This is a genomic window from Bradyrhizobium genosp. P (assembly GCF_049949265.1).
Taxonomy (GTDB): domain Bacteria; phylum Pseudomonadota; class Alphaproteobacteria; order Rhizobiales; family Xanthobacteraceae; genus Bradyrhizobium.
Map to the genome: position 1 here is coordinate 1499297 of NZ_CP188195.1, position 20353 is coordinate 1519649.

Annotated in this window: 23 protein-coding genes and 1 tRNA gene; 12 read left to right on the plus strand and 12 right to left on the minus strand. The window is 61.8% G+C overall.

Features of this window, described 5'->3' with window-relative positions:
- Nucleotides 1-47: 47 nt before the first annotated feature.
- The 6 genes from fliN to ACP2YO_RS07240 form a co-directional block, all read right to left on the minus strand.
- Nucleotides 48-398: a flagellar motor switch protein FliN gene (gene fliN, locus ACP2YO_RS07215; RefSeq protein WP_426440244.1), complete on the minus strand. Its 351-nt coding sequence runs from the start codon at nucleotides 396-398 to the stop codon at nucleotides 48-50.
- A gap of 10 nt (nucleotides 399-408) precedes the next feature.
- Nucleotides 409-1041 carry a FliH/SctL family protein gene (locus ACP2YO_RS07220; RefSeq protein ID WP_426440245.1) on the minus strand — a complete coding sequence of 211 codons (633 nt, stop codon included), beginning with the start codon at nucleotides 1039-1041 and terminating at the stop codon, nucleotides 409-411.
- Nucleotides 1041-2123, minus strand: a complete 1083-nt coding sequence (fliG, locus tag ACP2YO_RS07225) for a flagellar motor switch protein FliG (RefSeq protein ID WP_426440246.1) — start codon at nucleotides 2121-2123, stop codon at nucleotides 1041-1043. The genes ACP2YO_RS07220 and fliG overlap by 1 nt, the downstream gene beginning before the upstream one ends.
- Nucleotide 2124: 1 nt before the next feature.
- A complete protein-coding gene (fliF, locus tag ACP2YO_RS07230) occupies nucleotides 2125-3768 on the minus strand; it encodes a flagellar basal-body MS-ring/collar protein FliF (protein WP_426440247.1) in 1644 nt (547 codons plus the stop codon).
- A gap of 173 nt (nucleotides 3769-3941) precedes the next feature.
- Nucleotides 3942-4217 carry a DUF1153 domain-containing protein gene (locus ACP2YO_RS07235; protein ID WP_002714638.1) on the minus strand — a complete coding sequence of 92 codons (276 nt, stop codon included), beginning with the start codon at nucleotides 4215-4217 and terminating at the stop codon, nucleotides 3942-3944.
- A 57-nt stretch (nucleotides 4218-4274) separates the two neighbouring features.
- Nucleotides 4275-4508: a hypothetical protein gene (locus ACP2YO_RS07240; protein ID WP_426440248.1), complete on the minus strand. Its 234-nt coding sequence runs from the start codon at nucleotides 4506-4508 to the stop codon at nucleotides 4275-4277.
- Between the two features lie 92 nt (nucleotides 4509-4600).
- Between ACP2YO_RS07240 and ACP2YO_RS07245 the strand changes: the two genes are divergently transcribed.
- From ACP2YO_RS07245 to ACP2YO_RS07255, 3 genes are all read left to right on the plus strand, one after another.
- Nucleotides 4601-5380, plus strand: a complete 780-nt coding sequence (locus tag ACP2YO_RS07245) for an alpha/beta fold hydrolase (RefSeq protein ID WP_426440249.1) — start codon at nucleotides 4601-4603, stop codon at nucleotides 5378-5380.
- Between the two features lie 214 nt (nucleotides 5381-5594).
- On the plus strand, nucleotides 5595-5861 hold the full coding sequence (locus tag ACP2YO_RS07250; protein ID WP_426440250.1) for a DUF3551 domain-containing protein: 267 nt from the start codon (nucleotides 5595-5597) through the stop codon (nucleotides 5859-5861).
- 226 nt (nucleotides 5862-6087) lie between these two features.
- Nucleotides 6088-6381: a hypothetical protein gene (locus ACP2YO_RS07255; protein WP_426440251.1), complete on the plus strand. Its 294-nt coding sequence runs from the start codon at nucleotides 6088-6090 to the stop codon at nucleotides 6379-6381.
- Between the two features lie 628 nt (nucleotides 6382-7009).
- Here the strand turns inward: ACP2YO_RS07255 and ACP2YO_RS07260 are convergent.
- Nucleotides 7010-7708, minus strand: coding sequence for a flagellar hook assembly protein FlgD (locus ACP2YO_RS07260; RefSeq protein ID WP_426440252.1), 699 nt, complete (start codon nucleotides 7706-7708; stop codon nucleotides 7010-7012).
- Nucleotides 7709-7719: 11 nt separating this feature from the next.
- Nucleotides 7720-8805 (minus strand): flagellar hook-length control protein FliK, encoded by a 1086-nt coding sequence (locus tag ACP2YO_RS07265; protein WP_426440253.1) that lies wholly within the window; start codon nucleotides 8803-8805, stop codon nucleotides 7720-7722.
- Between ACP2YO_RS07265 and ACP2YO_RS07270 the strand changes: the two genes are divergently transcribed.
- The 6 genes from ACP2YO_RS07270 (at nucleotide 8747) to ACP2YO_RS07295 (ending at nucleotide 12803) form a co-directional block, all read left to right on the plus strand.
- Nucleotides 8747-9238, plus strand: coding sequence for a hypothetical protein (locus ACP2YO_RS07270; protein ID WP_426440254.1), 492 nt, complete (start codon nucleotides 8747-8749; stop codon nucleotides 9236-9238). The two genes, ACP2YO_RS07265 and ACP2YO_RS07270, sit on opposite strands and share 59 nt — an antisense overlap.
- Nucleotides 9239-9639: 401 nt before the next feature.
- A complete protein-coding gene (gene mnmA / locus ACP2YO_RS07275; RefSeq protein ID WP_426440255.1) occupies nucleotides 9640-10824 on the plus strand; it encodes a tRNA 2-thiouridine(34) synthase MnmA in 1185 nt (394 codons plus the stop codon).
- 25 nt (nucleotides 10825-10849) lie between these two features.
- Entirely contained in the window at nucleotides 10850-11488 is a 639-nt protein-coding gene (locus ACP2YO_RS07280; RefSeq protein WP_426440256.1) for a class I SAM-dependent methyltransferase, read from the plus strand.
- A 53-nt stretch (nucleotides 11489-11541) separates the two neighbouring features.
- Nucleotides 11542-11907 (plus strand): hypothetical protein, encoded by a 366-nt coding sequence (locus ACP2YO_RS07285; protein ID WP_426440257.1) that lies wholly within the window; start codon nucleotides 11542-11544, stop codon nucleotides 11905-11907.
- Nucleotides 11908-12022: 115 nt separating this feature from the next.
- Nucleotides 12023-12099, plus strand: a tRNA-Met gene (locus ACP2YO_RS07290).
- 569 nt (nucleotides 12100-12668) lie between these two features.
- Nucleotides 12669-12803 (plus strand): hypothetical protein, encoded by a 135-nt coding sequence (locus ACP2YO_RS07295; protein ID WP_426440258.1) that lies wholly within the window; start codon nucleotides 12669-12671, stop codon nucleotides 12801-12803.
- Between the two features lie 134 nt (nucleotides 12804-12937).
- On the opposite strand, the gene ACP2YO_RS07300 is transcribed toward ACP2YO_RS07295, so the two are convergent.
- Nucleotides 12938-13411, minus strand: a complete 474-nt coding sequence (locus ACP2YO_RS07300) for a hypothetical protein (RefSeq protein WP_426440259.1) — start codon at nucleotides 13409-13411, stop codon at nucleotides 12938-12940.
- Between the two features lie 476 nt (nucleotides 13412-13887).
- On the opposite strand from ACP2YO_RS07300, the gene ACP2YO_RS07305 reads away from it, so the two are divergent.
- The 3 genes from ACP2YO_RS07305 (at nucleotide 13888) to ACP2YO_RS07315 (ending at nucleotide 16571) form a co-directional block, all read left to right on the plus strand.
- Entirely contained in the window at nucleotides 13888-14190 is a 303-nt protein-coding gene (locus tag ACP2YO_RS07305; RefSeq protein ID WP_426440260.1) for a hypothetical protein, read from the plus strand.
- A gap of 93 nt (nucleotides 14191-14283) precedes the next feature.
- On the plus strand, nucleotides 14284-15084 hold the full coding sequence (locus tag ACP2YO_RS07310; RefSeq protein ID WP_426440261.1) for a type I restriction enzyme HsdR N-terminal domain-containing protein: 801 nt from the start codon (nucleotides 14284-14286) through the stop codon (nucleotides 15082-15084).
- A gap of 1256 nt (nucleotides 15085-16340) precedes the next feature.
- Nucleotides 16341-16571 carry a hypothetical protein gene (locus ACP2YO_RS07315; protein WP_426440262.1) on the plus strand — a complete coding sequence of 77 codons (231 nt, stop codon included), beginning with the start codon at nucleotides 16341-16343 and terminating at the stop codon, nucleotides 16569-16571.
- Between the two features lie 1133 nt (nucleotides 16572-17704).
- On the opposite strand, the gene ACP2YO_RS07320 is transcribed toward ACP2YO_RS07315, so the two are convergent.
- From ACP2YO_RS07320 to ACP2YO_RS07330, 3 genes are all read right to left on the minus strand, one after another.
- Nucleotides 17705-18049, minus strand: a complete 345-nt coding sequence (locus ACP2YO_RS07320; protein ID WP_426440263.1) for a hypothetical protein — start codon at nucleotides 18047-18049, stop codon at nucleotides 17705-17707.
- A 317-nt stretch (nucleotides 18050-18366) separates the two neighbouring features.
- Entirely contained in the window at nucleotides 18367-18624 is a 258-nt protein-coding gene (locus ACP2YO_RS07325; RefSeq protein WP_426440264.1) for a hypothetical protein, read from the minus strand.
- Nucleotides 18625-19746: 1122 nt separating this feature from the next.
- Nucleotides 19747-20001 (minus strand): hypothetical protein, encoded by a 255-nt coding sequence (locus ACP2YO_RS07330; RefSeq protein WP_426440265.1) that lies wholly within the window; start codon nucleotides 19999-20001, stop codon nucleotides 19747-19749.
- Nucleotides 20002-20353: the final 352 nt, after the last annotated feature.

A 20353-nucleotide genomic window follows, 5' to 3' on the forward strand; every position in this document is an offset into this window, starting at 1 on the left:
CTCCTGTTCGTCTGGTCGCGCAGGTCCCGCGCGCTATCGTTGGATTGTTACGAGCGTTCCGCCTTGATGATTTCGGTCATGGTCACGCCGAGCTTGTCTTCGACCAGCACCACTTCGCCACGCGCCACCAGCCGGTTGTTGACATAGATGTCGATCGCCTCGCCGACCCGGCGGTCGAGTTCGAGCACCGTACCGGGTCCGAGCTTCAGGAGATCGCCGACGTCCATCTTGGAGCGGCCGAGCACCGCCGACACCTGCACCGGCACGTCGAACACGGCCTCGAGATCGGCGGCGATGCGCGCGGCATTCTCGTCTTCGTTGTAGCCGACGTCGTCGATGGCGGGCGCATCGGCGGAGTTGAGGTCGGGAAGCGGGACGTGTGTGTCGGTGTCGCTCATGGTTCAATCCTCAATCGCCGTTGGCCGGCTGACCGCGGGACGCCAGATAGCGCCCGACGAGTTCGTTGATCTTGGCTTCGACGGCCGCACGCTCCAGCACGACGCCGCCGTCGGCCCATTCGATCCGGCAGTCGCCGGTCGCGATCGTGGGTTCGGCCAGGATCACCAGCCGGCCCTGGAAGCCGCTATGCGCGGCCGTCCGTTCGATGTGCTCGCGGGCGCCGTCATAAAGCGCGTCGTTGATGCGCACCACGAGATGCGGCGTCGATACCAGATGCGAGAAGCAATCGCTGACCAGCGCGGTGATCTCGCCGAGCGGCTCGCGGGCAATCAGTTCGGAGCAGAGCTTGCGGGCGACCGCGACGGCGACGTCGACGGCCTCGGTCTCCATCCGCGTCTCGATGCCGGAAAAGCGCGCCGCGATGCCCTTGATCGCGACGCCGATCTGCTCCAGCGCCTGCGCGGAGCGGCGGTCGCTCTCGACCTTGGCCTCGCGCTGGGCGGCGTCATGCCCGGCGCGGTAGGCCCGAGCCTCCGCATCGGCGATCTTTTGCGCGACTTCGGCCGGCGTGGCCGCGCGTTCGCGCGCGCGGTCGGGCGCCGAGAAGTCCGTATCGAACATGAACTTTGCGGGCGCGGCCATCAGTACACCAGCTCGTCGTCGGCGCGGTTCTTGGTCAGCGTGATCTCGCCCTTGGCGGCGAGATCCTTGGCGAGATTCACGAGCAGCGCCTGCGCCTCGTCGACGTCGCGCAAGCGCACCGGACCCATCGCGGCCATGTCGTCCTGGAGCATCTTGCCGGCGCGCGAGGACATGTTGCCGAGGAAGAAGCCGCGCACCTCCTCGTTGGCGCTCTTCAGCGCGACGCCGAGCTTGTCCTTGTCGATGTTGCGCATCAGCGTCTGGGCCGAGCCGGCATCGAGCTTGATCAAATCGTCGAAGGTGAACATCAGCGCCTTGATGCGCTCGGCGGATTCGCGATTTTCCTCTTCCAGCGAGGTGATGAATCGGGTCTCGGTCTGGCGATCGAAATTGTTGAAGATCTCGGCCATCACCTCATGGGCGTCGCGGCGGCGGGTCTGCGACAGGTTCGACATGAACTCGGTGCGCAGCGTCTGCTCGACCCGCTCGATGACTTCCTTCTGCACCGCTTCCATCCGCAGCATGCGTCCGACGACGTCGAGCGCGATGTCCTCGGGCAGGATCGCGAGCACGCGGGCGGCATGCTCCGGCTTCAGCTTCGACAGCACCACGGCAATGGTCTGCGGGTATTCGTTCTTGAGGTAGTTGGCGAGCACCTCTTCCTGGACGTTGGAGAGCTTCTCCCACATGTTGCGGCCGGCGGGGCCGCGGATCTCGTCCATGATGCCGGTGACGCGCTCGACCGGCAGATATTGCTGCAGCAGGCGTTCGGTGGCGTCGAAATTGCCCATCAGCGCGCCCGATGCCGACATCCGCGAGACGAATTCCAGCATCAGGTCCTCGACCACGTCGGCCTCGACGGTGCCGAGCGTCGACATCTGCACCGACAATTCGCGGACCTCGTCGTCGTCGAGCAGCGACCAGACCTTGCCGCCATACTGCTCGCCGAGCGCGAGCATCAGGATCGCGGCGCGCTTCGGGCCGGAGAGCGGCTTGCTCTTCGGCCGGCCGTTCTGGCGGCTCGCCAGCGTCGACAGGACGCTGGTGATGTCGTTCTGGTTTGTGGTCTGCGGTAAGGCCATGTCAGCTCTCGGCGGGCTCGGCTAGCCATTGACGGACGATGGAGACGGTCTCGTTCGGATTGCGGTCAGCGAGTTCGCCGACCCGATGCACGGCCTGGGCATGGACCTGACCCTGGATCTGGGCGACGTCGATCAATTGTGCCGCGGCGCTGCCGCTCGGGATCAGCGCCTGGCCGGTTGCTCCCGAGGCGCCTTCGCCGCCGGCATGCGCGGCCTCGGCGCGGGCGGGCACGCTGCCTGCGCCGGTCCGCGAGGCAACCGGGTCGGTTGCCACGATGCGCTTGACCAGCGGACGGATCACCATGAACAGCACGACCAGGCCGAGCAGCATCATCACGCCGAGCTCGATGACGTACATGACGTCGTCCTTGGTGAATTGCAGCATGCCGAGCAGGCCGGTCGGCTCGGTGATCGGGGTGACCATCGGCGGTTCGGCGAAGCGGAGGTTGACGACCTCGACCTGGTCGCCGCGCTTCTGGTCGAAGCCGATCGCGGAACGCACCAGGGCGGCGATGCGGTCGAGCTCTTCCTTGCTGCGGTCCTGGTAGAGCATCTCGCCTTTTTCGTTCTTGCCGTAGCTGCCGTCGACCAGTACCGCGACCGAGATCCGGTTGACGCGGCCGGCCTCGGTGACCTCGGTCTTGGTGGTGCGGGAGATCTCGTAATTGTTGGTTTCCTCGCTCTTCTTGCTCTGGTCCTTGGCGCGGGCGGCGTTGTCATTGTTCTGGTTGCCCGGCAGCTCGTTGTTGACCGTGACCTGGCCGGAATTGTCGGCGGTGAGACTGGATTCCTCCCGGGTCTGGCTCGAACGGAGCACGCGGCCTTCGGGGTCGAACTTGTCCGAGGTCTCGGTGATCTTGTTGTAATCGAAATCGGCGGAGAGCTGGACGCGGGCGCGGCCGGCGCCGACCACGGATGAGACGATGTCCTCGACCTGCTTGCGCATCCGCTTCTCGAAAGCGGTACGGCGCTCGTCGCCGGCGGTGGCATCGCCATCGGTGGCGGCGCCGTCGGCGAGCAACTGGCCGGCCTCGTCGACGATCGAGACGCGCTGCGGTTTCAGCCCGTTGACGGCGGAAGCGACCAGGTGACGGATGGCGCGGATCTGCTGCGGTTCGAGGCTGCCGCGCACCCGCAGCACGATCGAGGCGGAGGGCTCCGGCGTCTCGCGCGAGAACAGTGGCCGCTCCGGCAGCACCAGATGGACGCGCGCGGCCTGGACCCGGTCGATGGCACGGATGGTGCGGGAGAGCTCGCCCTCCAGTGCGCGCAAATGATTGATGTTCTGGACGAAGCTCGTGGTGCCCAAGGCGTCCGACTTGTCGAAGATTTCGTATCCGACCCCGCCGCCCTTGGGCATGCCGCCCTCGGCGAGTTTCATCCGCAGCCGCGTCACCTTGTCCTTTGGCACCATGATCGCGGCGCCGTCATTGCGCAGCTCGTAGGGGATCGCCTCGCGCTCCAGTTCCTTGATGATGGCTGAGGAATCCTCGGTCGACAGGTCGGTGAAGAGAGTGGTCATCTGCGGCGTAGTGACGCGCATGATAACGAACGCGAAGAAGCCGATCAGGGCGGCGGTGACCGCCACCATTGCCACAAGCCGGGCCGTACCAAGGCCTCTCAGGAAAGCAACCAGACTTTGCACGCACGGCCCCCAGGGATTCGGCCCCGATGGGTCCGACTGGGCAATTATTGCCTAGGGTATGGTTTCCATCTGGTTAACGAAGGTTAAGGTCCGCGGCAAAAACGCGGACATGAAAAAAACCGGCTTCGCAGAACGAAGCCGGTTTTCATCAAATACCGCTGGTTTGATCGGACTTACTGCCGATACTGCTGAATCCGGGTGGTGCGCAGGCCGGCCAGACCATGCTGGTCGATCGAGAACTGCCAGGAAAGGAATTCATCGACGGTCAGCGTATACCGGCTGCAGGCTTCCTCGAGGGAAAGCAGGCCGCCGCGGACCGCGGCTACGACTTCGGCCTTGCGGCGGATGACCCACCGTTTGGTTCCGGGCGCAGGCAGGTCCGCAATCGTTAACGGGCTGCCGTCAGGCCCGATGACGTATTTCACCCTCGGGCGATGGGGTTCTGTCATGGCGTACTCACAAACTCTCAACCACTGAACTCACGCTAGCAACCTACGCCTGCCGACTTAAAATTTGCCTAAGCCCAAGCGTTCAATACGAATCTCGTTGGAATGGCCGGGAACAGGACGGCGAACCAGGGCTGTTTGGACCCTGGCAGAGCCGGGTGCATGGTGGCGGGCACAGTCGGCCGAGCCGAAAATCATACCGTCGGCAGCCCGATCATGACCGCCGATGGGTATCTGGAAATTGTATCGGGCCGGTCCAATTTCCATCACAACGGCGGTATCGAACGTAACCATGATGTCGTCACGCGCGTAGACGGCATCATGCATTCACCGCAGGTTTGCGCGCTCCTGCGGAGATCCGCGCCAGCGCGCAACGATGGAACGACATGATGATGAACAGACGCACCTTCGCTGCCACGTTGCTCACCGGCGCGGCGGCTTCCCTGATTTCCACGCGCGGCATGGCTGCCGTTTCGCCTCCGGTGAAGGCGCGCAACGTCGTGCTGGTGCACGGCCTGTTTGCCGACGGTTCCTGCTGGACCGAAGTCATTGCGCGATTGCAGGCAGCCGGACTCAACGCGACATCGGTACAGAATCCGCTGACCACGCTGCCGGAAGCGGTTGCCTCGGCGCAGCGCGTGCTCGATCGACAGGATGGCCCGACGGTTCTGGTCGGCCATTCCTTCTCCGGAATGATCGTCAGCGAGGCCGGCGTGCATCCGAAGGTATCTGCGCTGGTCTATGTGGCCGCGCGCGCGCCTGACGCGGGCGAGGACTACACCGCGCTGGCGAAGACCTATCCGACACCACCGGCAAGCGCAGGGATCGTGTTCGATGGCGATGAGGGGCGGCTTTCCGAGCAGGCCTTCCTGCACGATTTCGCGGGCGACCTGCCCGAAGCGAAGGCGCGGGTGCTCTATGCGGTACAGGAGCCCTTCCACAAGGCGCTGCTGACCGGCAAGACGACCCAGGCGGCATGGCGGTCCAAGCCGAGCTACTACGCCGTCTCGACGGAAGACCGCACCATCAACCCGGATCTCGAGCGTTTTATGGCCAAGCGGATGGGGGCGACGACGATCGAGGTGAAGGCGAGCCATCTCGCGCTGATCTCGCAGCCGGACGCGATTGCACGGCTGATCCTCGACGCCGCGGGACAGCCGAAATAAGCGTCGGCCCTCAGGGCGGTCCGCGACGGCCGCCCCCGATGAGCGTCCTTGGGAGCGTCCCTGGGTTTGGCGAACCGGTTCGCCCTGTTCACGTTGAGCGCGCGGGTAAGTGATTGCTGCCAACGCCGCATTTTGAACTAAAGTACCCCTGCCGGCGTTGACTGACACTCCGGCTTGGCCTTGCTGCGCGGGCCGCCAGTGAAAGGACATGAAAATGAAAAAGCTCATCGCCTGCATGGCCCTCGCAACGGCTGTCTTGGCGGCTTCAGTTTCGGCGTCTTCTGCGCAATCGGCGCAGTACATCCACGCTCGTGCCCTCGACCTAAACAGCCGTTATTGCCTCCAGGGACGTATCTGGGGCTATCCGGGCAACTGCGACTTCGCGACGTATGCCCAGTGCGCGGCCAGTGCCTCCGGCACCGACGCCTATTGCGGGATCAATCCGCAATTCGCTTTCGCTCGACGCGGCTATTACCGCTGAGCCGGCTGCGGGTGACGAAGCCGGGGCGCAGCGCTGCGGCGCCAGGCGTCTCGCTCGGCCTCCTGCCGGCAGCTCCGTAGCGAGCGGGCTCTCTGCTCGTGCAGTGCACCGTTGAATCCAGAGAACTTCTAGGTAACTGAACGCAGTTCCCGCAATCGTCGTCAGTTTCGTGTCAGCGTGTTTCGTTACGATTGATGTTTATTCAACCGGCGGGACACATACGACGATGCGAAAATTGGTCATTGCGGCGGCCTTGGTATTCCTGCCCTCCGTTGGACATGCGCTCGAAGACTGCAATAAATACCACAATGATCTGGCCAGGCGACTGGATTGCCTGCAGCAAAGCAACAAGGAGTTGAGCGATCAAGTCGCCCAATTGAGCCAGCATGCAATGAGAAGCGATCGTCAATATACCCTGGAACAATCGAAGAGTTGTCTTCGGGGAAATACCGGCGGAAACAGTTTCTTAGGTGCTTGTGGCGACAGTAGTTCCTGGTGGAAATTGATAGAGATCAAATGAAACCATTGAGTGGCCGCCTCACAAAGGGCCGACCACGACCCCGAGGATCGTAGGCTTCTTGTGGGGCACGCCAACTGTCCGATCAGCCAGCAAAATGTAGTCAGATCGCCTGCCACTGATTTGCCCGACGGCGCAAGGTCTCGCGCGAAAAATATTCTGATTTTCAGAACCACAACTCAGTGCTATAGATTTGTCCGTCTCACCCGATTGAGGGGCGCTTCGCGGTCGTCACGAGTGTTGCGGTGAGATGCGGTGGACGCCGATGTCATGATTGACGATCGTGGCAGATAGCGGACGGCGAAGTCGTGCAGGCCTGACGCCCTGGTGGCAGGTGTCCTGTCACAAGAGACTGATGTCTCTTGCTGACGGCGGTGACAAGCAAGCCCAGTCTCACCGGGGAGAGCACGTATAAGCCGTAACCCATCGCGCAGGGACAAATCATGTCGCGAGAATGCGAATGTATGTCTCACAAGCCACGCAACAAATTCAGTGTCGTCCCGGGCTTGACCCGGGACCCGTAACCACAGCCTTCAATTGTTGCACGATGCTGTGGCGATAACTTTCTTCAACAACGCAATCCAGTGGTCGGGTCCCTGCTTTCGCAGGGACGACGATTGTGGTGGGCGACCTAGCTGCTCGCGACGGTGCGGACTACGCGCTTGACCTTGTCGGCGGTGTAGGACTGACCGCCGATCGACAGCAGCGGGGGCGAGGCTGTCAGGTCGACGGAATCGACCATGCCTTGCACCTCGGTGGAGATCGAGACGCTGTTCCCGCTGGAGTCCTTGCCGGTGGCGGTCAGGGTGTAGGCGCCGGGCGGCCACTGGGAGCCGTCATTGCCCTTGCCGTCCCAGACGAAGCTGGCGTTGCCCTGGTTCAGGGTGAAGTTGCCGGAATAGGCGGTCTGGCCGGTCGAATTGGTGATCGTGATCGTGGCGTTGGTACCCTTCGCCGCGGTCAGGTTCCAGGTCGCGGATTTGTCGAACTGGGCCTTGCTGCCATCGACCGCCACGGTGTTGCCGACATAGATCAGCGCCTGCGTCGACTGCGCGCTCTTTTCGATGTCGACCAGCGACTTCAACTGGTCGTTCGATTTGAGCTGCTGCTCCACGCCGGCGAACTGCACGAGCTGTTGGGTGAACTGGTTGGTGTCGAGCGGATCGAGCGGGTTCTGGTTCTTCAATTGCGTCGTCAGCAGCGTCAGGAAGGTCTGGAAATTGTCTGCGATGCCCGTCGTCGCCGTCGACGCGCTGCTGTTACCGGAGCTCGATCCGGTTTTGGTGCCTGGCGCCGAAACAACCGGCGTCGGCATGGTTGCATCGACCATCGTGAATTTCCTTACACTTTGATATCGACGCCGCCGAGCGCGCTGGCAGCGCGCCCGTACGAGCGGCCGGCTGCGGCGGCGGGAACCGCGTCGTCGTCGCTGACGATCAATTGGTGCGCGTTCGGATTGGACTGGCTGTTGTTGTTCTGGCCCGACTGCGACTGGTCGCGCAGGCTGAACTGGAGCCCGCCATTGCCGGTCGAGAGGCCGGCATTGTCGAGCGCGCGTTGCAGCTGGTTGGCATCCTGGCGCAGCATCGACAGCGTTTCAGGCCGCTCGACGGTAAGATGCGAGGTCACGTTGCCGTTGCGGTCGACATCGATGCGGACGTCGATGCGGCCGAGCTCGGCGGGGTCGAGCCGGACCTCGAAACGGCTCTTGCCGCCCTTGGCGGAGGCAGCGATTTGCACCGCGAGGCCGCTCAGCGGCACCGCGGCGCTGTGCGACGCGGCGGTGGCGGTCAATTGCGCCGTTGCAAGCTGTGTCGTGGCCGTGGTCTGCAGTTGCGGCGGAATCGCGTTCGCGGCCTGGGCGCTGAGGTCCGTCGTGTTGACCTGGGCCTGCGAGCCATGGCCGTTGGTGGCCGGCGTCGGAGTTGCGTCGCCGTCGGCTTTGGCGGCATCCGCGATGCTGTTGTCGGCCGCAGCTTTCCCGGCGACGGCGGCCGGCTGGGTGACGGGGGGAACGATGGTCGTCGGCGTGGCGGCCGTGCTGGATCCGGCGCTGCCGTTCGGATCGGCCGGTGTTGTTGTGGCCGTGGTGTTATTCGCGGTCGCCTGGACGGCGGGCTGCGAGGCCGTCTTGCCGGCGGGCTTTGTCGTCGCGACCGCGGCGGCGAGCGCCGTTCCGGTGGTTGCGTTTGCCGTTGCCGTTGCCGTGGCTGTGCCCTGCGCTGTCGCCGCGTCAGCGGCGGTCTGGGCTTCGTTTTTTGCGCCGGCCGCCTTGGCGACGTTGGCTGCGTTCGCGGTGGTCGTGACGGCCGTTGTGGTGTCGGCCCCGGCGGGAGCCCCGGTACCGGCGATGGCCGAGCTTGCCGCAATGGCTGCGGCCGCGATCGCCAGCGGCGCTGCCGGCTGGTCGGACGGGGCAGGTGTCACCGGTGCATTGGTCGGCGCAGGCGCCGCCGCAATCACGGTGGCGACGGCGGTTGCCGCATTGGCCGCGTTCTGCTGCGCGTCGGTCTGGCTGGTCGTTGGTTGCGTGTCGGTGGATTGGCTGTTCGTGGATTGGCTATCGCTGGTCGACTTGGAGTCGTCGGATTTCGACGTCGATTTCGACTTGGTCTTGGACGAACCGCTACTGCTGCCATCAACCTTGCTGTCGCCCCGCGAAGAGCTGGTGTCGCGCGACGATCGATCGGTCGTCGTCGAGGAGGAATCGTCGGTCCGGCGCGGGGGCGGCGTGTTTGACGAGGCGGACGGTGAATTGTCGGTGCTGGCCGCCGTGTTGGTATCGAACAGCGCGGCAAAGCCGTCGTTACGCGGCTGTGACGTCGGGTCCGACCGCGCCGACCGTCGGGCCGCAGCTTGAAAGGAGAGGCTAGCCAATGTTTCCGACGTGACGCTGACCACAGCCAACCCTCGCAATGAGACTTCCGGCCTCCTTTCAGCAAGGATTGGGCCAATTGTGGCAAGGATATAATGTGTAATTGTTTCAATGATTTATTAGAGGGCGGCGCCCGTCGAGGCAGGTTCCCGGCGGTTTCCTTTTTGCCCGGCGGCAAGATTTGCCGTCTCCGGTGCGGCAAACCCGGTGCTTGCCCTGATTGCCTCCCCGGAATACGGCCTATATTAGAGTGCAGTCTTCAACGCATCCCGAACTGACCGATCCTGCCTTGGACGCGTTCCAAGACTCTCTGAATAAAGGCTTTTTTCTAATCCCGTCGTGACGTCCTGCAAGCTCGTCGCGACCATGACCGATGACCCCTTAAGATGCGCAACAATCTGGATCTCGAAGGCCGCCCTGAGGACACACGGATCGTGGTCGCCATGTCCGGCGGCGTCGATTCGTCGGTGACGGCTGCGCTGTTGAAGTCGCAGGGCTACGACGTGGTCGGGATCACGCTGCAGCTCTACGACCATGGCGCTGCGACCCATCGCAAGGGCGCCTGCTGTGCCGGCCGCGACATCCACGACGCGCGCAACGTCGCCGAGCGGATCGGCATTCCGCATTACGTGCTCGACTATGAAAGCCGCTTCAAGGAATCCGTGATTGAGAATTTCGCCGACAGCTACGCGCTCGGCGAGACGCCGGTGCCGTGCATCGAGTGCAACCGTTCGGTCAAGTTTCGCGACCTGCTCACGACCGCGCGCGAGCTCGGCGCGCAGGCGCTGGCGACCGGCCACTACGTCGCGTCGCGCCGCCTCACGGGCGGATCGCGCGCGCTGGTCTGCGCAGCGGATTCCGATCGCGACCAGAGCTATTTCCTGTTCGCGACCACGCGCGAGCAGCTCGACTTCCTGCGCTTCCCGCTCGGCGACATGACCAAGCCGCAGACCCGCGAACTGGCACGGCGCTTCGGTCTCGAGGTTGCCGACAAGCAGGACAGCCAGGACATCTGCTTCGTGCCGACCGGCCGCTACACCGACATCATCGGCCGCCTGAAGCCGAATGCGATTGCGCCGGGCGAGATCGTCGACCTCAACGGCAATGTCATCGGCCAGCATCAGGGCATCGTTCATTTCACGGTCGGCCAGCGCAAGGGTCTCGGCATCGCGGCCAGCGCGCCGCTTTATGTGATCAGGCTCGATGCGGCGACGCGCCGTGTCGTGGTCGGGCCGCGCGCGGCGCTGCGCATGGATCGCATCGCGTTGCGCGACGTCAACTGGATCGGCGAGGGTGCGCTCGATCGCGTGATTGGCGAGGGCATCGAGATGCATGTTCGCGTGCGCTCGACTCGCGCGCCGCAGCCCGCATGGCTGCGCGCGGTTGCCGGCGGCTACGAGGTTGAACTCGTCGCCGGCGAAGAGGGCGTGTCGCCCGGCCAGGCCTGCGTGTTCTACGACGCCCCATCGGGGCAGGCGCGCGTGCTCGGCGGCGGTTTCATCAAGAGCGCGACCGCAAGCCGTGCGGCGCGGGATACCATGGCGCCGCTCGCGGAAGCGGTCCGCGGATAGATATAAAGAGGCGTCGGGGCAGGTAATGGCTGGGGACATCGACCGCGAGGGGGTCGAAAAGGCGTATGGCCGCTGGGCGCCGATCTACGATCTGGTGTTCGGCAAGGTGTTCGATTCCGGCCGCCAGTCGACCATCGCGGAAGCCGACCGGATCGGCGGCCGCGTGCTCGACGTCGGCGTCGGCACCGGGCTGTCGCTGTCGGATTATTCGCGCACCACAAAACTCTGCGGCGTCGACATTTCCGAGCCGATGCTGCGGCGGGCCCAGCAGCGCGTGCGTACGCTGGGGTTGAGCAATGTCGAGACGCTGGCGGTGATGGACGCCAAGCATCTAGCGTTTCCCGATTCGTTTTTCGACGCCGTGGTCGCGCAATACGTCATCACGGCGGTGCCGGACCCGGAGGCGACGCTGGATGATTTCATCCGCGTGTTGAAGCCCGGCGGCGAACTGATCCTGGTCAATCACATCGGCGCCGAAAGCGGGCCGCGCCGCGTGTTCGAACTGGCGTTCGCACCGCTCGCGCGGCGGCTCGGCTGGCGTCCGGAATTCCCGTGGGCGCGGTTAACCGACTGGGCCGCCCGGCATGGCGGTGTCAGCCTCGCGGAGCGCCGGCCGATGCCGCCGATGGGCCATTTCTCGCTGATCCGCTTCCGCAAATCGTGAGGCTGCGACGATTCTGACGAGGAACATCAGCGCGCCGACGCGGTTTTCCTGTCATGAGGATCAATCGAACACTCGCTTTATCCTGCGTGCTGATGGTGATGCCCGTCGTAGCCGCCGCGCAAGCGCCGCCTGCGCCGGCAACGCCGCCGGCCCAGACCGCCCCGCCGTCGCCATCGCGTGCCGCCAATTGCGCGCCGATGCAGCAGCCGTCGCATCCGGGCGTAGCCGCACCGGAGGGAACCACCACCGGCCAGCGCATCGAGCCATTGGGTGACAAGCTCGCCAAATCCGACGGCGTGCTGTGCCCGCCCGCCGGTGTCGATCCCGAGATGCGGGCGCCGACCCCGGAGAGCGGCAACACCCCGGTCATCCCGCCGCCCGGCAGCCCCGGCGGCGACCCATCGATCCGGCCGAAATAGCCCTGTCTCCAGCAAGTTGGCGGTGGGGCCGGGTTTGCTTGACAGGCGCGCGCCCCACTCTTTATATGCCGCGCGTTCGCGCCCGCGGCCTGCATGCCGCCGACCGTGACGCCGTGGCGGGGTAGCTCAGCTGGTTAGAGCACGGGAATCATAATCCTGGGGTCGGGGGTTCGAGTCCCTCCCCCGCTACCAAGAAAAATAAGCGCTTTTCGGAAAGTGAGCCCGCTGCAAGTGGCTCGTACCACGCTTCGTACCACGTTTTCAGCCCGTCTGCGCTGAAGGCTTCGAATACGAACGGTAGGCATTTCAAACGTTTGTCAGCGGCGGCGAAGAGAAGGGCCGAGTTGAACCGGCGGCCAATGCGAGCCCCCAAACGCGAAACTATCAGCAAGCGGTGCGGTCCAAGCAACCTGGCCGCGCGATACTCCTTGGGGCGTTTTCAAGCCGTAGTCGCGTTCAAGAACCGCTAACTCTTAATCAGGGGTCGAGGGTTCGAGCCCCTCCGCGCTCACCAAGCAAATTCAACCATTTAGGCTCTAAAATCCGACTTTACTGCAGTTTGCCCGCTTCCTATTGTGCACAAAATCTGCACACAAAGACGGGCGGAAGATCGCCGGCACCCCCGGCTTCGATTGTTTCGCACCATCCTCTTTCGACGACACAATTGGTCGCCTCAGCGAAACCTGATTGAGACTGCGATGAAGTATAACAGCAATATGACAGGCGCATGCTTTTGACGTTGAACAATGGAGTTTGACGTCATGCTCGCCGAGAAATTCTTCCTGGTGCTGGAGATGCTGAGCAAGAGTTCCAACCAGCCGACATACAGCGACGGCGCACCGCGGGTGCTTAGCTCATCCCGCCATGTGCCGGTGACACTTCCCGCCAAATCCTGAACCTGTCCCATTGGGGCTAAGGAAAAAGCCCGCCGGGGATGAGCCGGCGGGCCGTCGTGTGCGAACGACGACGCTAGAGGGCCTTGAACGGCATCTGCGTGATCGGAGCATAGGGGTTGGCAACAAAGATTCCGTCAGGCGGCGGTCGTCTCAATCTTGGGAACGATTGGCATCGTTACCGCACTCAGTTCAGCGGCCAGCTTCCTGATATGGGCAACGTTCAGGACCTCCTCGATCGAAACGCCGGTGCCCAAGCAATCGATCTCGGCGAACACCGCCCCGAGTTGGGCAGCTACCTCGCCAGATCGCGTCGCCCGCGCGGACAGGACGGCCTCCAAAATGCGGTTCTTGATCGCGCAGTAAGCGTCGAACTCCTCCTCGTCTGAGTCCGAAAGCGACAGGCTGTCGACCACCTCGATGGACCTGCGATGCCAGCACAGCAATCCAATTGGCTGTTGTTCCTCGAGAACGAATCTCTGAGGCAGATCGCCGAAGATCTCCGGCGGATACTCTGGAAAGGGCCCGTCGTGAACCAGCGGTCCCCTGCGCCATTCGGCGAGATTGAAGGGGGCTTTCAGCTCTTCTGCGAGTGCGGTGTCGACGGCCACGCCCTGGGGTAGTTGCGTCGCCGGCGAGAGCGAGGGCAGCGCAACGGACGACGCAACCGCTCCAGCGGTTGTAACAAGCAAGTTCATCAAGAGCCTCCTACTTAGAGTTGGTGGCCCAGCCCGCTCTGTAAAAGGCGCCTCAGCGGCGTTTCGTTCGTCCTTATGGCCGACCGGCTGGCATGCGCCAGGCTGGCTGGAATCACTTGCGTTGAGGACAATTCAACGGCGCCACGGGCGCCGTGCGGGTTCTCGGAAACTGCGAACGTGCTTGTGGGTGGCGTGCTATACACGCGTTCAGCCTTGGTCATTTTCGATTTGCCTCCTAATGGCCGGGTTAGAGCCGAGCCGGTGTTACAGCACTTGCTCGGCTTGTGATTTTATGACACCATAAAACAATGAAGCCGTCAACTATAAATAGCGCTAAAAAGCCAAGGCGTGGCAGGCCCGCGGTCGAGAGCGAAGCCGTCAACGTTCGGATGACGTCTGATGCGCTGAAATCGCTGGACGACTGGCGTCGGCAGGAAGCCGACCTTCCCGGCCGGCCGGAAGCCATCCGCCGGCTGGTTGAGATCGGGCTGGGCAAATCAGAGCAACCCACGCCGGTGACGCCAACCGCGGCGGCTTCATCCGAGCGGGCGAAGGAACTGGCGGGAAAGACGGCCGACCGCCTGATCGATCCGGCCGCGCCGGCAGAAGGAAAAGCCGTCCGCAAGCGTCGGCTGATCAAGGGACCGTCGGAGTTTCAGGCGGTGCGCGTCGATCAACCGAAAAAACGGTGATGCCTTAGCTCTGGCCAAAGCCGCCCCCTATTCCCCGCTCTTGCGCTCGCCCCGAGGTTGCGGAATGATCCACCTTTTTGGGGGAGGATAGCCATGGCAGTTTCCGCAAAGGTCGCCGCGCGCATTTCCGCACAACTGAAAAAATACCAGAAGATTTTAGAGGCCGCCAAGCAGCGGGACATTAGCGAGGCCGATACGGTTACGATCATCAGCGGCATCCTTTCGGATGCCCTCGGCTATGACAAATACAAGGAAGTCACGAGTGAACACGCTATCCGCGGCACCTACGTGGACCTCGTCGTCATTGTCGACGACAAGAAGCGGTTTCTGATCGAAGCCAAGGCGATCGGCGTAGAACTAAAGGATTCACACGTCAGGCAGGCTGTCGATTATGCGGCCAACGAAGGCATCTCGTGGGTTGTGCTTTCCAACGGCGCGGTGTGGAGGCTTTACAATTTGAAATTTGGAAAGCCCATCGACAAAGTCATGGTTTTCGAAATCGACGTTCTGTCATGCGATTGCAAGAGCGACGACGTCATTTACTGCTTTGGAAACCTAAGCTCGGAAGGATTTTCCAAGGACTCCCTAACTGACCTGCTCAATGAGAAACAGACTAGCAGCAAATATACGATTTCCGCTGTGCTTCGCAGCACCAACTTGATCGAGGCGCTTCGTAAAGAAGTTAGGAGGCTTTCGAGCATCCGGCTGGATACAGACTATCTACGCTCCCTGCTCGAGAACGAAATTATTAAACGCGAGTTGATCGATAGCGACGACGCCAAGGCTGCGGCCGCATACGTGAAGAAACTGCAGCACGCCTTTGACAAGGAGCGAGCGCAAACTGCAGCATCAACGATAGATTCAACGACAGCGCCAACGGCTTCGCCGGCCTGAGACTTGAACAGCAGAGAAGCACAGCCTTGCCTTCTACTGCGGGCTGCGTGGATCGCGCGCCGTCACCACTTCATCACCAGGAGCGCGACGGCAATCCACACAGGTGAAAGGCCAAGCAACATTGCGAGCCAAAAGCCGGGCTCTCTAGGAATGTTGTTGTCGTGAGGCATTGATATGGCTCCCCCTGCAACGGATTCACGCAATCAATCGATATCAAAAAGAATGCCTGCCGAAACCATAGCTCGACAATAACCTAGGTTAAATGCCAGAGATCGGCGAGAACTGATTGCCATGGCGGCCAAGGGGGCAACCGTGTCGCAGATTGCTATTTGGCGTAACTGAAGCGTCCATTCTGCTTGCCTACCATCGCGAAAACGGTTGGGGGTCAATGTGCGGAAGGATAAGGCGCCTCCACGCCAGGTACTAAGTTGGCACCCCTCCGACACGCGGTAGCTCGGGGCCGTTCCGATCCTCAAGGGATTGATAATTTGCGCTCGCAAGCCGACGTCGCTCTGATGGGCTATGCCAGCTCAGAAAATCACGTTCGGCGACATGCGCTCGATGGGCGTGCGGGGCGTGCTGGTTTACTGCTCGGACCACCCGTGCAGCCACTCGGTCGGGCTCATTGCTGACCGGTGGGCGGACAATGTACGCCTGTCGGATGTCGAGCCGCGGTTTGTCTGCGCCGCCTGCGGCAAGCGCGGTGCCGACGTCAGGCCGAACTTCAATTGGGATGCCAAGGGACCGATCGGCGGCATGGGCTACCGATACAGCTCGATGAAGCTCGTGCTTTTGGGGTGCGTCGCTGTGCCGGTGGATCAAAGGAATCATTATTTGATTTCCCTGATACCCCCCGGCTTGAGATTAAGGACCGCAGCCTCTTCAGGACTTAGCCTGTCGTCCAACAGCGCAGCGGTCCAGCCCTCTGGCACCGCATTCAAAACTTGGTTAACCGCACGGTACCGCGCCCCGGCGGTGGCATATAAAAGCCGCTCTCGGTCATCGGTGGTCACTCGAACCAAATGTACTTCGCTCGCGCGAGCATTTGCCATTTGTCCAAAATGCACACGCCCGCCTCGCGTTCCAGCCCCGCCACCCGCCAGTTCCTCAAGGGACCACGTCAGCCTGACACCCGGCAGTGGCTCTGAATTGGTTAGTCATCTCTTACCGGCCCCTGTCCGATCTAGCCTCCGGACGGGGGCTTTTAATTAGTCGGAAATCGGGCTGAAGGCGAAGAAAGGAGCGCGAATAACTGGGTGGCCAATGAGGACGAATTGCTCGTCAGGCTTCTTTTGGAAGGGAAGTCATTGAAAGACATTTCAGCATATCTTGATCGACCGGCCAGCAGCATCCGTAAACGTCTCGAGCACCTAGCGCCCCAGAAATTAAAAGATAAATTCGATGGTGTCGCGCAAAGCGGTGTCCCGGCCCCCGCAGAGAACGTCGGGTATGCCCTGGATTATTGCGGCCGCTACTACAGCTTTTAGCGAATCGCGAAAGGATGGATCGAGGAAGTCCATGGAACTTGCCTCCTTCTGGACAATTGTCCGGATGCGTTCCTTTGCGATTGGGGTTTTAATCATATGACTCGGCTGCTGGCAGTTCTCGCTTTTTGCACTCTCTGCGCCCTTCCAGACGCAGCATCCGCAGATCAGCTAAAGCCGCAGCAAAGAAGTTCATCTTCCGACTTCAGCTCGCGTCAGCGGTGGGTGTGCAGTTCATGGCACAGGTCCGCGCGCATCGTCCGATATAGGCAATACCGAGTGAGAGCGGCATACTTGATCGGCTACGATCCGCTGCCGTACCGTTTCGGCTCGACATTCGTTTTCGAACCACCGTATCGCTATTACCGGTGGTAGGCTGCTGCTGGATCACATGCCCAGCGGCGCCAAGCTTCGGCTGAGCGAGGTCAAAGAACTGTTCGAGCGGATGAGGTCTCTATCATGATCGTGTTCGTCTACGTCAACACACGCTGGCAGGTTGGCGACAAGGATCACCTTAAGGTTTTCGCCAACCAGGACGCCGCAGAGAAGTGGTTCGAGGAAAACGACCCCGAGGGGAGTGGCGTTCGAGTACGAAGTTTTGGAGTAGTCCGGACTGGTGCCTCGAACCTGCCTCGAATCAGAACGACTAGTGGAATGGCAACGCCCCATGCGTTGCATACGGGTACCTCGCTTCATCTCACAACCCCCAGCCCCGTGGGATGGAGCGAGGCCTTTGCTACTGCCCGGCCTGCAACAAGCAGGATGACGGCGAGGTGCCACGGCTGCCGCGCGGGTTTCGCCACGTCCTGGGCAAGCGGAAACGATGATGCCCGGGCCTAGCCCCCGGCATCCCTAAAAGAAACGACCCCGGCGCGGGCGCGCCGAGGTCGCCGTTCCAATGCTCCCGACGGGGTTGGGGGCGCAGTGCCGGGAGCTCTAGATTCGATTCTTGGCCAACTCATTTGTTCCAAGACCGACAAAGCAAAACCCGCCGGCGTTAACCGGCGGGCTTCGTTTTGCCCAGGCACCTTTTCAATGCGCATGGTCGCGGCTGGACGATAGCCGCAGAGCTGCGCACTAAACCATGGTCCGCGCGAAAGGATGCGGCCCTTCGTGCTTACGCGACAGTGTGACTGTCAGGGTCGCGGAGAAGGAGACGGGGTGGGTGATGGGGCCTGCGGTTGCGGCTGGTCAGTTTTGTTCAGCGACGTGATCACCTGATCGGTGCCTGAATGCGGAATACAGGTGCCAGTATTGGCAACCCGCTTATCCTCTCGTCGCTCCCGATAGTAGTTGCGGCGTTCATGTCGGTCGAGTTGGTCCGAATCCATCGTGACCTGCCTATCCTGGGCTTCAAACGCTGCGGCATAAGCGGTTCGGAGCTGCTGTTCGGCGGCCAGGCAATCAGAAAGCTTCTCGAAAACGACGTCGGTCTGCACAGGTGCCACACCGCCGACCAAAACGACCAACAACCATTTCATGGTCATACCTCGAATTCTGTCCCCAACTCCGAGTGAATGTTTTTTGTTCCTAGTCCAGGCCCCCGCGCCGCTGCGCAGGGCGTCCGTCAGGAGCGCGCGGGTCCAACGCGTCAGATTCGGCCCGACGATCACGGCTCCATAGGCGGTCGGCGCAACGACCCTGAGGGCCACTGCGGAGGGATTGAATGCTCAAGGCATCCGCCCGCGGCGTGGGGCACATGGTCCGCAGTGCAAGTCTCTCGCGTGCTGGCGAGGCTGTAAGCCCGCCCCAGGGGTCATTTACAGACACCCCAGTAGGTGTGCGCCATCCATCCTCTTCAGGCAGCGAGCGCCAAAGGATCGACCTCCCTAAGCTGAGCTTCCAGCGTTGCGATAGTTGCGATCAGATTATCACGACGCTCTCGTAGGTCCCTAGCAACGAAGGGATACACCACATGGCTCACGTTAAAGATCCCCGTCCTCTGCTCCTCGTCAGCAATGTCGGAGTTGAAGAGCTGCACCTTCCACTGAAGGTCTGCGATCAACGCCTGTAAGTGCATTGAACTTGTCGTTCCAGAACTGAACATTGGCTGCATGAGAATTGCCTCAATCTGAAGCAAACCCAACGCGGGTTAGCTAGTTGGTGGGGTTACAGCAAGTTGAGTGCCACCCTCCCACCTGCGCATCGGCCTGCGCGCCCCGTAAAAACGCTGCTTGCCTTCGCCATTTGGAGCTTGGGGGGCGCTGTTTTGCTGTGATGCAACAGCCGATTTCGCTTCTCGCCAACCGATTGATTGTTACAGTTCCACTCGGCGCTTGCCCCTGCACCGCCATCCGCGAGCGCCCTATTGGTTAGAGACTTTCATCTCTTACCGGCCCCTGTCCGATCTAGCCTCCGGACAGGGGCTTTTAATTGGTCGGAGATTGGGCTGCGGGCGTTCTCGAAACTCAGAGATCCGGACAAGCGGAAGGCTGTTCTGGAATTTGTCGAGGCAATCCTAGCCGCCGAGAAACCGATACGCGAAGAGCCTGACGACTAACGTTCGACCATGCTTGTCACGCAATGGTGCGCATACCGATTTTCCGTTCGGGCAGCCGTGATTTTTCACCGGGTGTCGTTTCTCACACGCCTACCTACATAGGTATTGTCCAAAAAAATCCGAAGGGAAACGCTTCAACAGAGCAGCCGATTCTAGCCAGCGCCAATGCTCCGCACGAAACAAGAATCGTTCGGAGTACGACTATGATTGGATTCAGGACTTCCATTATTGCAGCGATTATGTCGATTGGCGTGATCAGCTCTGCAAACGCGCAATGCCCGACATGGGCGACATCAAATCCCGCTCTATTTGATTCGCAATACCCCGATAGCAGTGTGTTGAACGACTGCGAGTTAACGCCAGCAGGCAGAATGGGCCTGGAATTACCTGGCGGAGCGGCTCCCTCGTTTGGGCGCAATAGGGCTTATGGGGCAATGCTTGGCGTTGCTCAACACCACAGCTTTCGGCACCGATCGCGGTGAGTCAGGGGTTGTGTCGGGGCGCGCCGCCGTCCATCCGGGCCATCCATCGGAACGAGGTTCGGGTGTTCAATCCCGATCGTAAGGACCACCATTGGGGCAAGCGCAAGCTGAAGAGAGACCAATGACAGTCTTCGTCAAGCGCTGAACGGAAACGTGAGACGCCCCTATGTTGAAACGGCGCCAAGTCGAACTTAGATCAAGTTGCGCCAGCTTGGGAGATTTCGCAATGCTGCGAGCAATCTTCATTGTGACTTGTCTTGTTATAGCGTCGCCCTCGGTTGCCCGGCAGGTGCGGGTAATCACGGGAGACATCGAGCATATATACGGGCCCGGCGGTGAGATACTCGACGATGCTGAGCTGCGTGCACGAAACGAGCGCGCCGAGAGAATGCAGCTTGAAAAGCAGCAAATCGAGGCCGAGGACGAGCGGCTTAGGCTTCGGCGTGACCAAGCGGCTCTCGCCTATGCAAGCGCTCCGACTTGGGACTCAACATATGGCGGCGGGTTTTTCGATGGTCGCCATCGGGGTCACGGGAGGATAAGCGCCTCGCCCAGGATCGGCAATCGACGATGACTCACCGCGCTTTGCGCAAGCAGGGCGCTGGCCCGACGCTCGTGGCCGCAGAGCGCATGCCACGTTAAAGACCTATCAGGGCAGCCGCCGGAGATGCAGCAATCGCGGCACCGCTGAATGTCAACCTGACCTGACCGTTGCCGCCAGCGCCCGAAAAGCGGACCACTTCGGAGCCCGCCCGCGCTTCGCAGTCGGGCCGATTTTGTTGAAAAAGACCGGAAGTAATTCG

Coding starts and splice junctions, on each gene's coding strand:
- ACP2YO_RS07240 (WP_426440248.1), bottom strand. CDS start 4,508: ATGGTTACGTTCGATACCGCCGTTGTGATGGAAATTGGACCGGCCCGA.
- ACP2YO_RS07260 (WP_426440252.1), bottom strand. CDS start 7,708: ATGGTCGATGCAACCATGCCGACGCCGGTTGTTTCGGCGCCAGGCACC.
- ACP2YO_RS07235 (WP_002714638.1), bottom strand. CDS start 4,217: ATGACAGAACCCCATCGCCCGAGGGTGAAATACGTCATCGGGCCTGAC.
- ACP2YO_RS07250 (WP_426440250.1), top strand. CDS start 5,595: ATGAAAAAGCTCATCGCCTGCATGGCCCTCGCAACGGCTGTCTTGGCG.
- ACP2YO_RS07285 (WP_426440257.1), top strand. CDS start 11,542: ATGAGGATCAATCGAACACTCGCTTTATCCTGCGTGCTGATGGTGATG.
- ACP2YO_RS07325 (WP_426440264.1), bottom strand. CDS start 18,624: ATGCAGCCAATGTTCAGTTCTGGAACGACAAGTTCAATGCACTTACAG.
- ACP2YO_RS07255 (WP_426440251.1), top strand. CDS start 6,088: ATGCGAAAATTGGTCATTGCGGCGGCCTTGGTATTCCTGCCCTCCGTT.
- ACP2YO_RS07310 (WP_426440261.1), top strand. CDS start 14,284: ATGGCAGTTTCCGCAAAGGTCGCCGCGCGCATTTCCGCACAACTGAAA.
- ACP2YO_RS07295 (WP_426440258.1), top strand. CDS start 12,669: ATGCTCGCCGAGAAATTCTTCCTGGTGCTGGAGATGCTGAGCAAGAGT.
- ACP2YO_RS07305 (WP_426440260.1), top strand. CDS start 13,888: ATGACGTCTGATGCGCTGAAATCGCTGGACGACTGGCGTCGGCAGGAA.
- fliN (WP_426440244.1), bottom strand. CDS start 398: ATGAGCGACACCGACACACACGTCCCGCTTCCCGACCTCAACTCCGCC.
- fliG (WP_426440246.1), bottom strand. CDS start 2,123: ATGGCCTTACCGCAGACCACAAACCAGAACGACATCACCAGCGTCCTG.
- ACP2YO_RS07220 (WP_426440245.1), bottom strand. CDS start 1,041: ATGGCCGCGCCCGCAAAGTTCATGTTCGATACGGACTTCTCGGCGCCC.
- ACP2YO_RS07280 (WP_426440256.1), top strand. CDS start 10,850: ATGGCTGGGGACATCGACCGCGAGGGGGTCGAAAAGGCGTATGGCCGC.
- ACP2YO_RS07245 (WP_426440249.1), top strand. CDS start 4,601: ATGATGATGAACAGACGCACCTTCGCTGCCACGTTGCTCACCGGCGCG.
- mnmA (WP_426440255.1), top strand. CDS start 9,640: ATGCGCAACAATCTGGATCTCGAAGGCCGCCCTGAGGACACACGGATC.
- ACP2YO_RS07320 (WP_426440263.1), bottom strand. CDS start 18,049: ATGAAATGGTTGTTGGTCGTTTTGGTCGGCGGTGTGGCACCTGTGCAG.
- ACP2YO_RS07270 (WP_426440254.1), top strand. CDS start 8,747: ATGGCTGCGGCCGCGATCGCCAGCGGCGCTGCCGGCTGGTCGGACGGG.